This is a genomic window from Erwinia sp. Leaf53, from assembly GCF_001422605.1.
GTDB lineage: Bacteria > Pseudomonadota > Gammaproteobacteria > Enterobacterales > Enterobacteriaceae > Erwinia.
Genome location: NZ_LMLK01000026.1, coordinates 26,130 through 38,849 on the forward strand (window position 1 = coordinate 26,130; position 12,720 = coordinate 38,849).

Below are 12,720 nucleotides of genomic sequence, written 5' to 3' on the forward strand. Positions count from 1 at the left end.
TGCGTTAAGTCAGTTTCCGGTGACCCGATTATATGCCGCAGCCTCATTTTCCAGCGTTTGCCGCCGGCGCAGGTGCGGGAACAGCGTCATCCACACGCCGACCACCACCAGCGTGCCTACCCCGCCCAGCACCGCGGCAGGCACCGCGCCCATCAGCGCCGCCAGCATCCCCGATTCGAACTCGCCGAGCTGGTTCGAGGTATTAATAAAGATGCTGTTCACCGCATTCACCCGCCCGCGCATTTCGTCCGGCGTGTCCAGCTGCACCAGCGCACCACGGATCACCATGCTGACCATATCAAAACCGCCGAGCAGCGCCAGCGCCACCAGCGACAGCCACAGCTGGGTGGAGAGCGCGAACACCAGCGTTGCCACGCCAAAACCGGCCACCGAGCCGAACATAATCATCCCGACGTTTTTCTCCAGCCGGTTACGGCTGAGCCACACCCCCACCAGCAGCGCGCCCACCGAAGGGGCACCGCGCAGCAGCCCCAGCCCCCACGGGCCGGTATGCAGCACGTCCTGGGCAAAAATCGGCAGCAGCGCGGTGGCTCCGCCGAGCAGCACGGCAAACAGATCGAGTGAGATCACCCCCAGCACGTCACGACGTTCACGGATAAATGTCACCCCGGCGAACAGGCTTTTCAGCGTGGCCGGCTGGCGCGGCTGCGGCGGGCGCACGTAGTGAATGCGGGCAACCATCACGATCGACAGCAGATAAAACAGCGCCGAGACGCCGTACACCACCTCCGGCCCGGCCACGTACAGCAGGCCGCCCAGCGTGGGCCCGAGGATCACCGCGCTCTGGCCGCTGACCGCCGCCGCCGCGGTGGCCCGCGCCAGCAAGGGTGCCGGTATCAGAGAGGGCAGCATCGACTGCATCGCCGGGCCTTCAATCGCCTTAGCGACCGCAATCAGAAACACCAGCCCCCACAGCGCGGTTTTTTCCGGCCAGTGCAGCAGGGTCAGCAGGGTTAGCGCCAGCAGCGCCAGCCACTCCAGCAGCTGCCCGGCCAGCGCCAGGCGGCGGCGGTCATAGCGATCGGCCATATGGCCGACCGGCAGCGCCAGCAGCACCGAGGGTAAAAACTGCATCAGCCCGATCATTCCCAGCGCCATGGCGCTCTGGGTCAACGCGTAGATCTGCCAGCTGACCGCCACGGAGAACATCTGGAAACCGAATGAGGAGAAGGTGCGGGCCAGCCAGAACGCGACAAACGGCCTCTGGCGCAGCAGCGAGTCGTCGCTCTGCGCCGGGGAAAGACGGGAAATCATGCGGATCCTTACCTGAAAGTGCCCCGGCCAGCGGCCGGTGAGCGATGTCGTTTCATTGTTATGATTGCCGGTTTCTCCCGGCGGGCAAGATTATGCCAGAGAAGTCCGCCCCGCTAGCGCACTGTTTGTTATAAGGATGTGACAAAAAGTGTCGAGTCCGTGGCGACCGGCAGAGAGCGGATTGTGTGGAGCTAGCCTGGCTGCTGGTGTTTGATTCAGAAGGTCATTCAGAAGGGTATTGTCATTCAGTTTATTTGAAAGATATCAACAAAACCCTCCGCTTTTCCTTCCCCATGAACAGGACTATTATTTATCACATCAAGGCGAAACGCCTTACTACAAACAATAATCTCTGAGGAAATGACCATGAAAACAATCAAAACTTTCGTTGCAGTTGCCGCCCTGACCCTGTTCGCTTCAACCAGCTTTGCCCAGAGCATCAGCGTCAGCGCCTCTACGCTGGACGCCGCCGAAGCGCAAATCGCCGCTCAGGCACAGCAGGCCGGCACCAGCTACAAAATCACATCTGCCCGCCAGAACAACGGTGCCTATATGACGGCTGAACTGGTGAAATAAGCGTTTAACATCTACACGTTACACTGCGACGAAAGCCCCTGATGGGGCTTTTGTCGTTTTCGGCGTTTCTACAATAGTTTTTAAAATATACGGCGGTACAGTAGTCCTTATCCACCAACCTCACTTCTGGCGGTGGATAAGGAGAAAACGGATGTTTAAACACAGGAAGGAGTCTCATATGACGTAGGAGTATTCACAAAGAACAGGTGAGTTAACACACAACGGCCAGCACTACGCACAGGGTTACAGCGGTAAAGACTCAGGTAAGAACAATCCATCAATGGACGATGTCAGCAACACCGGCCCTATCCCGAAGGGCCATTACAGAATATCGGGATATGACAATCATAAGGGCCCCTGGACCATTTAAGGTTAACGTATTGCGTGTTATAAATACACTCATGTAATTAAGGACAATAAATATGGCAATACCTGTATATTTATTTTTAACTGACGATGCTGGAAATATCGTCAAGGGCGGCGTTGATATTCGGGGTCGTGAAAAAAGCATTGAAGTTCTTGGCCTACATCATGGTGTATTCCTGCCAACAGATGATCTGACAGGGGAAATTTCAGGAATGCGAAACCATCTTTCGTATCTTATTGAAAAAGAGATTGATTGCTCTTCACCCTGGCTTTATAAGGCATTAACCAGCGGAAGGACTTTCAGAACGGCAGAACTTAAATTTTTTCAAATTAATACTGCCGGACAGGAAGAGGAGTACTTCAACACGTTACTGGAAGACGTCAAAGTTGTAACGATATTACCAGTAATGCATGACATCAAAGATGAAACAAAGAAACAGTTTAATCACATGGAGGCGATAGAATTCCGTTATCGTAAAATCACTTGGAAATATCTAATGGGGAATATAATACACTCAGATAGCTGGGATGAAAGGAAGTCAGCCTGAAGAGATTTAACGCTGAGGGCCGGAGTTAATTGATGCATTCTCCTCCTTAGCCATAAATAATGCACACAAGGAATGTTCATATGACATGGAAATACTCGCAACGAACTGGTGTATTGACGCATAATGGTCAATTTTTTGCCCAAGGATACAGTGGTGCCGGGATTGGTGAGAACAATCCTGAAAAAGAAACTGAGACTGGTGTAGGTCCGATTCCAAAAGGGCACTACAGAATAGCAGGATCTCATAACACTATCACACAAGTAACAATTATTCTTGAGCCGATTCTTGGCACCAATACTTTTGGCCGCGATCTGTTCAGAATTCATGGCGGTAGCAAATCTGGAGCCCACAATGCTTCTCAAGGCTGCATTGTTATTGATGGCGTTGCAAGGAGGCAACGAATTGTAAACAGTGGCGACTCCATTCTGGTGGTACGATGATGAAAATCAGATATTTAGCGTTGTTACTTACTATTGTCTCGTTCGGTGGTACAGCCACCACGGACATCTCTGAACTTGAAAAAAAAATCACTACTCTCGGCCCCAAAAAAACCATCGCCCAGCTATATGCCAATAATGAAAAAGAGTGGCTGTTAGTGACCTCGAAGATTGCACAAGGCGACCAGAGCTGGCTGCAGTTAGCGGCACAGCTTGCGCCGGGAGCGGACGCAGATTCTGCTGAGTCCCTGTCTTCAGCCTTAGGGTTGGCAATACCGCATAATCCAACGGGCGTATTGGCTATTACCAGCGAACGATATCCTCCTCTCGCGATGGTTAACGTTTGCAGTTTACCCTTCTACTCAATGAATGAAATCGAACTAAACCAGTACGTGGTGGATGCGATACGGGCCCTGTATAATGTGCCCAATGGCAAAGCCTGCCTGGATAAGATAGTCAGTACAATTGGGCAGTCCGACGAGTATCACGAGGACAACTGAGTTCACTCAATGCCCATGACTCCAGACAAAGTCTGCATGATATTCAGATTGAAAAGCGCAATCATCGGGCCTCCGTGCCCAATGATAGGATAATGACTTACTTCACGCGGTCTGCAGAGTGGCTGGCAGCTTCAGCGTTTCCCCCCTGCCCCTCAGCAAACCCACGCAGCCCGCCCAGCAGCACCGCCATTAGCTGGCTGCCGACCTGCTGTTCGCTCAGGCCGACGGTGTCGATCAGGTCAAAGATCTCACGCGGGTCAAACAGGATATTCCACAGAAACACCGCCTTGTCCCCGATATCCGGCAGCGACTGCTCCTGCAGCGCGTCCCGCAGCGCCGGGCGTACGGCGTTGGCCTGCACCAGCAGGTAGTCAGCGCCTTCCCATAAGCGGGCCAGGTAGCCACGGCGGTTACGCATCGGCACCATCGCCGCGCCGCGCTCGCGTACCAGTTTGATCCAGTAGCGGCTGATGCTCTCCAGCCGCTGCACCCCGCTGCCCTGTTGACGTTCGCTGAACTCAAGCAGCAGCTGGCCAACGTCCTGACGGTAGGTGTTCAGCACCTCCTCCACCGAGGCAAACTGCCGGTAGGCGGTGGCCACCGACACCCCGGCTTCGCGGGCGATCTCGGTCATGCTGATCGGCCCTTCGGCTACCTCGAACAGCCTGGCCGCCGCCTGGATCAGGTTTTTGCGGTTCCTCTCCGTATCACTGCGCATTATTTTCGCCATGTTAATTCCTGTCCGTGATGACTTTACAATGCCTTAGCCTAACAACGCCAGACCGCGCTTCAGCCGTTTAACCCCTTCGGTGATGGCCTCACTGTTGGCAGCATAAGACAGGCGCAGGTGTTTTTCACCCGCCGCGCCGAATTCGCTGCCCGGCCGCACGGCAATGCCCTGTTCGCGCAGCATCGCCACCAGGTCGATGGCCGGGATCGGCAGCGCATAGGACGGGAAGCAGTAAAACGCCCCTTCCGGCGGGTTGAGGGTCAGCCCCGGGATGGCGTGCAGGCCATCCATCATCAGCTGCCGCCGCTGGCGGTAGACTGCCACCATCCGCTGCACGTCATCTTTACACTCGGTCAGCGCCACCCGTGCCGCGCGCTGTACCGCCGTATTTACCGAGCCGTTGACCGTGTTGTGTACCCGCGCCGCCGCCGCAATCATCTCTGCCGGGCCGGAGAGATAGCCGACGCGCCAGCCGGTCATGGCATAGCTTTTTGAGAAGGTCTGGCAGTAGAGCGTGCGGCCTCTGAACGCCGACACCTGCAGCACCGAGGTAAAGGGTCGGTCGGTAAATACCAGGTCACTGTAAGCTTCATCGGCAATCACCCGGATATTGTGCTGCTGCACCAGCGCGCCCAGCGTTTCGATCTCCTCCCGGCTGTGAACGATACCGGTGGGGTTGCCGGGGTTGCAGAAGACAAACAGCGCCGCCCCTTCCAGCGTCTGTGCCAGGCGCTGCAGATCCCAGTGCAGATCGGCTTTACACGGCATCGGCACGCAAATCCCGCCGGCCATATTCACCAGGTCCGCATACAGCGAATAGGTCGGATCGGGGATCACCACCCGGTCGCCGGGGTTAACGATAGAGAGAATGGCGGCGGCCAGCCCGGCAGTGCCGCCGTGGGTCACCAGCACTTCACTGGGTTTTACCGCCACGCCCGAGTGCGACTCAATCTCAGCGGCCAGCGCCTGGCACAGCGCCTTCTCTCCGAGCAGCGGCGCGTAGTGGGTGTAGCCGTCGCGCAGCGCATCGGCGGCGGCGGCAACGATACGCGGCGGCGTGTCAAAATCCGGTTCGCCCATCGCCAGTGAGATCATCTCCGCGCCGGAGGCGGGTTGCTGCACGCGCAGCGAGGTGCGTTCGATACGCAGCACGGCCTCGGCCGGGCTGAAAGGTTTTAATGACATAAGTTACCCCTGAACAGGTTAAGAGCCTGACGCATCAGGCTGCTGTATTTCGCCTAAGCTACGGTGTTTCCGCGCTGTCTGAATCCAAACGGGCTGCGACAATGACGCCTGATGAAACTGCTCTGAAGGGCGTTATTCGCGTTCACTCAGACAGTCGGCGGGCGCGCCCTGCCAGCGGCTGATCTCAAGATCACCGGAGATATCACGCAGTCGGGTCGGCGCAATGCGCAACTCTTCAATCACCGTGCGGGGCGGCAGCGACGCACAGAGCACGATCGCCTCTGCCACGTCTTCCGGCTGCACCATCGCGTCACGCACCGCCTGTTCCGGCGGCCTGGCGCGGCTGTTCATAATCGGCGTATTAACCTCTCCCGGCAGAATGCAGGTGGCGCGAATGCCGTCGTTACGGTAGGTGTTGTGCAGGTAGGCCATAAAGTTGCGTACCCCGGCCTTGGCGGCACCGTAGGCCGCCCCGCCCAGCAGATTAGGGCGCAGCGCCGCCAGCGAGGAGACGGTAATCACCGTGCCCGCGCCGCGCTTAAGCATCCCCGGCAGCACCGCCTGGGTGAGCAGGAATACCGCCTTCAGGTTGACGTCCTGCACCTGTTGCCACTCCTGCTCTTCAATCCAGCGGGCGTTGAGGGTTTTACTGGCGCTGCCGGCGTTATTGACCAGAATATCCACCGCGCCGAGTTCGGCTTCAACCGCAGCGATCAGCGCCGTGACCTCCGCTTTACGTTCGATATGGCAGACGCGCGGCCAGACATCACCGCCCTGCTGGCGCAGCGCCGCCGCCACCCCTTCCAGCACCTCAATCCGTCGGCCGACCAGCACCACGCGCGCTCCGGCGGCCGCCAGTGCGGCGGCGCTGCTTCTGCCGATACCGCTGCCCGCCCCGGTCACCAGCGCAACCTGTCCCTTCAGCGTTTGCCCGTTCATTTTGCCTCCTTTAGCAGCGTTTCTGCCGCAATGCCGTAATCCCGCAGCGCGCCTTCCGCACTGATATACCCTTCCTGCAGATCGAACAGGATCGCTTCCCGGCTGCGCTCCGCCACCGGCATCTTGCCGCCGCCGCCGGGCATCTGAATCGTAATCTCATCGCCAGGCTGCACGTCATGCCGTCCGACCGGTTTCGCCAGCGGCTGGCCGTTCAGCGCAATCAGGTTCGGTGCACCGGCCTCGCCGCCCAGCACGCCCTGCGCCGGGTGCTTCTGACGCGAATAGAACATGCTGTGCGACAGCGGGTAGCGGCTGGTGTTGCGGATGGTCATGCGCTGCGCCACGCCGCCGCGCCAGCGCCCGGCACCGCCGGAATCCGGCACGAGGGCCTTTTCCAGAAACAGCAGCGGCGTGGCGGCTTCGATCAGCTCCACCGGGGTGGAGGACATATTGCCAGGGAAACCGGTGACGATGCCGTCCGCCGCCGGGCGGGCGCCGGTGCCGCCGTTGACGCACAGGCTTTCGACAAAGCGGCGACCGTCGTCAAACTGCCCGGCGAACACGTCGCAGGTCACCGGCGCGCTGCCGGAGTGGCCCATCACCCGCTCCGGCATAATCTCTGCCAGCGCGCTGAAGATCGCCGCGTGGGCCATATGGCCGACGCGGTTACGCATCTCCACCGCGCAGGGTGGCCGCGCGTTGGCGATCGATCCTTCCGGCGCGGTAACGCGAATCGATTTAAAGCAGCCTTCGTTGTTCGGCAGGTGCGGCTCCAGCAGGCACTTCAGCGGATAGACGCTGTAGGCGTAGGTGAAGGACATCGGGCAGTTGCTGCCAAACAGCGACTCGGCCGACGAACCGGCGTAGTCGATGGTGATATTGCTGCCCTCGACGATCACCGTCACATTCAGGTGGATATCACCCTCGTAGTCGCCAATATCCACCGCGGCCTGGTAACGGCCATCGGGCACCGCCGTAATCGCCTTGCGCATCGCCTGTTCGGTCAGCGCGTGGATTTTCTCTGCCAGCGGCTGCAGCGAATCGAGATGCAGATCGTCCATCAGCCCCAGCAGCCCGCTGGCACCAATCTGGTTGGCGGCCAGCATGGCGTGCAGGTCACCCTCCACCTGATCCGGGGCGCGCACGTTGGCCAGCAGCAGGTCCAACAGCTGCTGGTTGATGACTCCCTCGTGGACCAGCTTGCTCGGCGGGATCAGAAACCCCTCTTCAAACATGTCGCGTGAGGAGCCCATATTCAGCGAGCCGCCGATATCTGACATATGCGCCGCCGCGCCGGTAAAGGCGACCAGCCGGCCGTCGCGGAATACCGGGGTGACGATGGTAACGTCGTTAAGGTGCCCGGTGCCCAGCCAGGGATCGTTGGTGACCAGGCTGTCGCCCGGCTTCAGCGTCTCCGCCGGGTATTTCGCCAGCAAATGGCGAACGGTGGCCGGCAGCGTGCCGATAAACACCGGTACGCTGGCCTTCGGCTGCGCCAGCGAGTTGCCCTCTGCATCCATCAGCAGGCAGGAGTAATCGCCCACCTCGCGGATAATGCTGGAGAAGGCCATATTGACCAGCGTAGCCGCCGCCTCTTCCGAGATGCTGACCAGCCGGTCCCAGGTGATGCGTAACGCCACCGGATCGTTAAGGAAGCGCAGATTGTCGTGGGTTGTGATGCTCATCAGTTCAGCTCCATCAGGATATTGCCCTGTTCATCCAGCGTCGCGACCGCCCCCGGTCCGACAAAAATCGCACACTCTTTTTCCTGCAGCAGCGCCGGGCCATACACCGACTCTCCGGCCACCAGTAACGCGCGTGGGATCGCCCGGCAGGCGCTGAAGCCGGCCTCGCGGCCAAGGTACACGCGCAGTGATTTTTCCTCTGCCTGCTGCGCCTGCGGATCGGCGCTGTCACGGGTGTACAACGGCGGCGCGTCGGTCTGCACCCGGCCGCGCCAGTTGACGACCTCGACCTCCAGCCCCGGCAGCGTGCGGCCAAAGCGTGCCAGATGCGCCTGTTCAAAGGCGGCGATCAGCGACGCGCCGTCACCGTCGGTGATAAAGGCATCCGGCAGTGGCAGGGTCAGCTGCGAGCCCTGTCCGACGTAGCGCACGTCAGCCATCCTTTGTACCTGCGCGGTGGCCGGGTCAATGCTGGCGGCGGCCAGGGTGGTAAAGGCCTCGTCAAAGCCTTCGGCAAACAGTGCGTTAATTGTGGTCATGCTCATCTCCGGCCGCAGGCGGCAGCGGTCGCTGCGGACAAAGTCGGCACCCGGCGGCGCGGTCAGCAGGCCAAAGGCGGAGTAAACCCCGGCTCCGTTGGGGAAGAACACCCGCTTTACGTGCAGGGTGCGCGCCAGCGACCAGGCGTGACTTGGCCCGGCGCCGCCGAAGGCCAGCATGGTCATCTGCTGCGGGCTGACGTTTTTCTCCACCGCGTGGGTGCGCAGCGCCTCGGCCATTTTGCTGTTGGCCACTTCGTGGATGCCCCACGCCGTCTCTTCAATACTCAGCCCCAGCGCCGTCGCCACCCGTTCAATGGCGCGGCGCGCGGCGTCGACGTCCAGCGGCATACGTCCGCCGAGGAAGGCAGCCGGATCCAGCAGCCCGAGCACCAGGTTGGCGTCGGTAACCGTGGGCAGTTCGCCGCCGCGCGCGTAGCAGGCAGGCCCCGGGAAGGCGCTGGCGCTCTCCGGGCCGATCTCCAGCAGCCCCAGCCGATCGACGCGGGCGATGCTGCCGCCGCCGGCACCGATCTCAATCATATCCACCACCGGCAGCTTGACCGGCAGGCCGCTGCCCTTCAGCAGGCGGTCGGCGCGGCCTACCTCATAATCGGTGGTGATCGACGGCACGCCGCCGCGTACCACGCAGGCTTTGGCGGTGGTGCCGCCCATATCAAAGGCCAGCACCTGCGAGAGCGCGTTTTTACGCGCAAAGGCGGCGGTGGCAACAATGCCGCCCGCCGGGCCGGACTCGATGATGCGCGTCGGGTAGTCGGCGGCCACCTGCGGTGCCATCAGCCCGCCGTTGGAGCCCATCACCAGCCAGTCGCAGGTGAAGCCGCCGTCGCGCAGTTTGCGCTCCAGCTGCGCCATATAGTGGCGGGCTTTTGGCTGGACAAAAGCGTTCATCGCCGTCAGCACGCCGCGATCGTATTCGCGGATCTCGCGGGAGACCTTGTGCGAAACGGAGACCGAGACGCCCGGCAGTTCACGTTGCAAAATAGCTTCAATGCGCAGCTCATGTTCCGGCCAGGCATAGGCGTGCAGACACAGCACCGCTACCGCTTCGTAACCGTCATTTTTCAGCCGTGCGGCCAGCGTGACCACCTCCGCCTCATCCAGTGGCGTGACAACGTCACCACGAGCCGTGACCCGTTCACTGATTTCAAACGCCTGAGAGCGCGGCAGCAGCGGCGCAGCGGGCGCGCCGTTAAGGTCGTAGATGTCGTAGCGGTATTCGCGGCCCAGCACCAGTACATCGCGGAAGCCCTTTGTCACCAGCAGCGCCGTTTTTGCCCCGCGCCGCTCCAGCAGCGCGTTAATCGCCAGCGTGGTGCCGTGGGTGATGGTGTGGATCTGGCTGGCCTGTAGCCCGGCCATCGCCACCAGTTCGGTTAAGCCGGTATAAGCGCCTTCTGATGGATCGTGCGGCGTGGTCAGCGTTTTATGGCGCAGCGTGCTGCCGGTGGCATCGTTCAGCAGCACCAGGTCGGTAAAGGTGCCGCCGATATCAAACCCCATGCGCCAGGGTGAATCCTGTTTCATAGTGACCTCAGATGTTCAGAATGTTCAGAGTGTTCGGTTGGCCCGGCGCGCCGTTATACGTCGCGCAGCGGTTTACCGGCGGTCTCTTTCAGATACAGGGTGCTGACCAGGGTCAGCGCGGCGGTGGCGATCACCATATAGCTGGGGATGCTGGCGATGCCGGTCAGGCCGATCAGCCAGGTCATCAGCAGCGGCGCGGAGCCACCGAAGATCACCGTGGAGAGGTTAAAACCGATGCTGTAGGCGCTGTAGCGCACGGTGGTCGGAAACATCTCCGCCAGCGCGGCCTGAATCACTCCCGCGTGCCCGGCAAAGGCCAGCGCCAGCAGGATGGCCGCCATACAGGCCAGCGGCAGCATGCCCAGCGTCAGCAGCCAGAAACACGGCCACGCCAGCACCGCCATCGCCATCGCCGAAGCAATCAGCAGCGGCTTGCGTCCCAGCCGGTCAGAGAGCCACGCCATCAGCGGAATGGCGGCGATAATGGTCAGCAGGCCGCAGGCGGTCACCATCAGGCTCTGCACCTGGGTAAAGTGCATCACCTTATTCAGATAGGTCGGCATATAGACGAACAGAATGTAGTAGCCGGGGCCGTTAACGGCGGGCAGCGTGATCGCCAGCAGGATGGCTTTCAGGTGCCGCTTTGAGGTCAGCACCTCACGCAGCGGGTTAGCCACCACGCGTTTTTCGCTCTTCATCAGACGGAAGTGCGGCGTGTCTTCAATGCGGGTGCGGATATAGACGCCGATCAGCGCCATCGGGATCGCCAGCAGGAACGGCACGCGCCACACCCAGGCCACCATCGCCTGCGGGCCGTACAGGTTGATCAGGCCGCTGATCAGCAGGCTGCCGAACAGCAGCGCGATAAACGAGCCCATCACCAGCGGCGACATCACCACCGCACGGCGGTGATCTTCCGCGTACTCGGCAACAAACGACCCGGCACCGGAGACTTCACCGCCCGCCGAGAAGCCCTGCACGATGCGCAGTAAAATCAGCAGCGCCGGTGCCGCCCAGCCGATGCTCTGATAGCTGGGCAGCAGGCCGATAGCGGCGGTCGCCAGCGAGATCATCAGCAGCAGGATCGCCAGCAGCTTCTGGCGGCCAATTTTGTCGCCGAAGTAACCGCAGATAATGCCGCCAAACGGCCGCACCACAAAGCTGACGGTAAAGCCGAGATAGGTCAGCATCAGCCCGGCATCGGTCATCCCCATCTCGCTGGAGGAGAACACCAGCACCAGCGTACTGACCAGCAGGCCATAAATGCCGTAGTCATACCATTCGACAAAGGAGCCGACGCCACCGGCCAGCGACGCGCGCCTGACCACGCTGTTTTGTGCCGCCGCTTTTGATGGCATCGGGTAATCCATCGGGACTGCCTGAGATTTATTCATGGTTGTGCCCTGCTACAGTGTTGACGAAATCCGGTCAGCGCGGCTGAACCGGCACGGCGTATTCCGCTAGCGGTACTGACGGGTGACTTCGGCGGTCATCTCCGCTTCGCGCTTAGCCACCTCTCTGACTTTTTCCAGCACACCGGCGGCGCGCCAGAACGGGATCACAATCACGCCATCGGCATCGGCGACCACGATATCGCCGGCGCAGCACACCACGCCGCCGATCGCCACCGGTTCACCAATCACACCCGGACCATTCTTATACGGACCGGCCGGCGTGGTGCCGCGGGCAAAAGTCGGAAAACCGGTCGACTCAATCACGCTGCGATCGCGGATCGCGCCGTCGATAATCTGCCCGCATGCCCCGGCGTGCTGGAAACGCTGGGTCAGCTGTTCGCCCACCAGCGCCCGGTCGGTGTGGCCCATACCGTTAATCACCATCACGTCACCCGGCTCGATATACTCCAGCGCCATAATCACCGCCGCGTTATCGCCCGCGGTCACCTGTACCGGCAGCGCAAACCCGCAAAACTGGCTCTGCCCGGCCAGCGGAACAATCCCGGCATCACACATACTCAGCCGTTCCATCGCATCACCGATATTGGCTACCGGAAACGCGGAAAATGCTTCCAGCCACTCGGAAGATGGCCGCGTCCAGCGCGGGGCAATACGAACCTCTGCAGTTTCAAGTGCCATAACTTACCTCGTCGTAATTGTGATAATGATTTCTCGAATGAGAATGTTTTATCACTTTAAAAATTAATCTGGCAATCAATTTCTGCGGAGGGAATTAATGGAAAAGGTGAGATCTGTCACAATAAAATGACATACCTTGATTAAGTTGAAGTGACGAAAATCATTCAAAAACATAACGTTAAAATAATTAAAATCGAAAATTACAGACGATCAAAAAATGCAGGCAGCATCACATAAATCAGGTCATTCTATTTTCTTATGGTTTTGGAGTTAAACATAATGCAGGGTTAACTAAATTC

At 59.8% G+C, this 12,720-nt stretch carries 12 protein-coding genes and 1 pseudogene; 5 read left to right on the plus strand and 8 right to left on the minus strand.

The genetic code is table 11. The annotated features are described in order from the left end of the window. Nucleotides 1–9: 9 nt before the first annotated feature. Complete coding sequence (locus ASF13_RS20995; protein WP_056241283.1) at nucleotides 10–1,275, minus strand: MFS transporter; 1,266 nt, start codon at nucleotides 1,273–1,275, stop codon at nucleotides 10–12. Between the two features lie 366 nt (nucleotides 1,276–1,641). On the opposite strand from ASF13_RS20995, the gene ASF13_RS21000 reads away from it, so the two are divergent. From ASF13_RS21000 to ASF13_RS21010, 5 genes and pseudogenes are all read left to right on the plus strand, one after another. Beyond that, complete coding sequence (locus tag ASF13_RS21000) at nucleotides 1,642–1,851, plus strand: YdgH/BhsA/McbA-like domain containing protein (protein WP_056241284.1); 210 nt, start codon at nucleotides 1,642–1,644, stop codon at nucleotides 1,849–1,851. A 247-nt stretch (nucleotides 1,852–2,098) separates the two neighbouring features. Then, nucleotides 2,099–2,221: pseudogene (locus tag ASF13_RS25090) on the plus strand (DUF2778 domain-containing protein); the annotation flags it as partial. Between the two features lie 52 nt (nucleotides 2,222–2,273). Continuing rightward, on the plus strand, nucleotides 2,274–2,765 hold the full coding sequence (locus ASF13_RS21005; RefSeq protein WP_056241287.1) for a type VI secretion system tube protein TssD: 492 nt from the start codon (nucleotides 2,274–2,276) through the stop codon (nucleotides 2,763–2,765). Nucleotides 2,766–2,845: 80 nt separating this feature from the next. Beyond that, nucleotides 2,846–3,205: a tlde1 domain-containing protein gene (locus tag ASF13_RS23855; protein ID WP_072166467.1), complete on the plus strand. Its 360-nt coding sequence runs from the start codon at nucleotides 2,846–2,848 to the stop codon at nucleotides 3,203–3,205. Further along, nucleotides 3,202–3,702 carry a hypothetical protein gene (locus tag ASF13_RS21010; protein WP_056241290.1) on the plus strand — a complete coding sequence of 167 codons (501 nt, stop codon included), beginning with the start codon at nucleotides 3,202–3,204 and terminating at the stop codon, nucleotides 3,700–3,702. Before ASF13_RS23855 ends, ASF13_RS21010 begins: the two co-directional genes overlap by 4 nt. Nucleotides 3,703–3,799: 97 nt before the next feature. On the opposite strand, the gene ASF13_RS21015 is transcribed toward ASF13_RS21010, so the two are convergent. From ASF13_RS21015 to ASF13_RS21045, 7 genes are all read right to left on the minus strand, one after another. Further along, nucleotides 3,800–4,432 carry a TetR/AcrR family transcriptional regulator gene (locus tag ASF13_RS21015; RefSeq protein ID WP_056241292.1) on the minus strand — a complete coding sequence of 211 codons (633 nt, stop codon included), beginning with the start codon at nucleotides 4,430–4,432 and terminating at the stop codon, nucleotides 3,800–3,802. Between the two features lie 33 nt (nucleotides 4,433–4,465). Then, nucleotides 4,466–5,617: a pyridoxal phosphate-dependent aminotransferase gene (locus tag ASF13_RS21020; RefSeq protein ID WP_056241295.1), complete on the minus strand. Its 1,152-nt coding sequence runs from the start codon at nucleotides 5,615–5,617 to the stop codon at nucleotides 4,466–4,468. 132 nt (nucleotides 5,618–5,749) lie between these two features. Then, complete coding sequence (locus tag ASF13_RS21025) at nucleotides 5,750–6,556, minus strand: SDR family oxidoreductase (RefSeq protein WP_056241298.1); 807 nt, start codon at nucleotides 6,554–6,556, stop codon at nucleotides 5,750–5,752. Then, nucleotides 6,553–8,241, minus strand: a complete 1,689-nt coding sequence (locus ASF13_RS21030) for a hydantoinase B/oxoprolinase family protein (protein ID WP_056241302.1) — start codon at nucleotides 8,239–8,241, stop codon at nucleotides 6,553–6,555. The genes ASF13_RS21025 and ASF13_RS21030 overlap by 4 nt, the downstream gene beginning before the upstream one ends. After that, nucleotides 8,241–10,328 carry a hydantoinase/oxoprolinase family protein gene (locus tag ASF13_RS21035; protein ID WP_056241305.1) on the minus strand — a complete coding sequence of 696 codons (2,088 nt, stop codon included), beginning with the start codon at nucleotides 10,326–10,328 and terminating at the stop codon, nucleotides 8,241–8,243. Before ASF13_RS21035 ends, ASF13_RS21030 begins: the two co-directional genes overlap by 1 nt. 53 nt (nucleotides 10,329–10,381) lie before the next feature. Beyond that, nucleotides 10,382–11,722: an MFS transporter gene (locus tag ASF13_RS21040; RefSeq protein WP_056241306.1), complete on the minus strand. Its 1,341-nt coding sequence runs from the start codon at nucleotides 11,720–11,722 to the stop codon at nucleotides 10,382–10,384. A gap of 66 nt (nucleotides 11,723–11,788) precedes the next feature. Then, nucleotides 11,789–12,421 (minus strand): aldolase, encoded by a 633-nt coding sequence (locus ASF13_RS21045; protein WP_056241309.1) that lies wholly within the window; start codon nucleotides 12,419–12,421, stop codon nucleotides 11,789–11,791. Between the last annotated feature and the right edge of the window lie 299 nt (nucleotides 12,422–12,720).

Excerpts from the sequence above, each read along its gene's own strand:
- ASF13_RS21035 (WP_056241305.1), bottom strand. The coding sequence starts at position 10,328 with ATGAAACAGGATTCACCCTGGCGCATGGGGTTTGATATCGGCGGCACC.
- ASF13_RS23855 (WP_072166467.1), top strand. The coding sequence starts at position 2,846 with ATGACATGGAAATACTCGCAACGAACTGGTGTATTGACGCATAATGGT.
- ASF13_RS21020 (WP_056241295.1), bottom strand. The coding sequence starts at position 5,617 with ATGTCATTAAAACCTTTCAGCCCGGCCGAGGCCGTGCTGCGTATCGAA.
- ASF13_RS21030 (WP_056241302.1), bottom strand. The coding sequence starts at position 8,241 with ATGAGCATCACAACCCACGACAATCTGCGCTTCCTTAACGATCCGGTG.
- ASF13_RS21045 (WP_056241309.1), bottom strand. The coding sequence starts at position 12,421 with ATGGCACTTGAAACTGCAGAGGTTCGTATTGCCCCGCGCTGGACGCGG.
- ASF13_RS21025 (WP_056241298.1), bottom strand. The coding sequence starts at position 6,556 with ATGAACGGGCAAACGCTGAAGGGACAGGTTGCGCTGGTGACCGGGGCG.
- ASF13_RS21005 (WP_056241287.1), top strand. The coding sequence starts at position 2,274 with ATGGCAATACCTGTATATTTATTTTTAACTGACGATGCTGGAAATATC.
- ASF13_RS21040 (WP_056241306.1), bottom strand. The coding sequence starts at position 11,722 with ATGAATAAATCTCAGGCAGTCCCGATGGATTACCCGATGCCATCAAAA.
- ASF13_RS20995 (WP_056241283.1), bottom strand. The coding sequence starts at position 1,275 with ATGATTTCCCGTCTTTCCCCGGCGCAGAGCGACGACTCGCTGCTGCGC.
- ASF13_RS21000 (WP_056241284.1), top strand. The coding sequence starts at position 1,642 with ATGAAAACAATCAAAACTTTCGTTGCAGTTGCCGCCCTGACCCTGTTC.
- ASF13_RS21010 (WP_056241290.1), top strand. The coding sequence starts at position 3,202 with ATGATGAAAATCAGATATTTAGCGTTGTTACTTACTATTGTCTCGTTC.
- ASF13_RS21015 (WP_056241292.1), bottom strand. The coding sequence starts at position 4,432 with ATGGCGAAAATAATGCGCAGTGATACGGAGAGGAACCGCAAAAACCTG.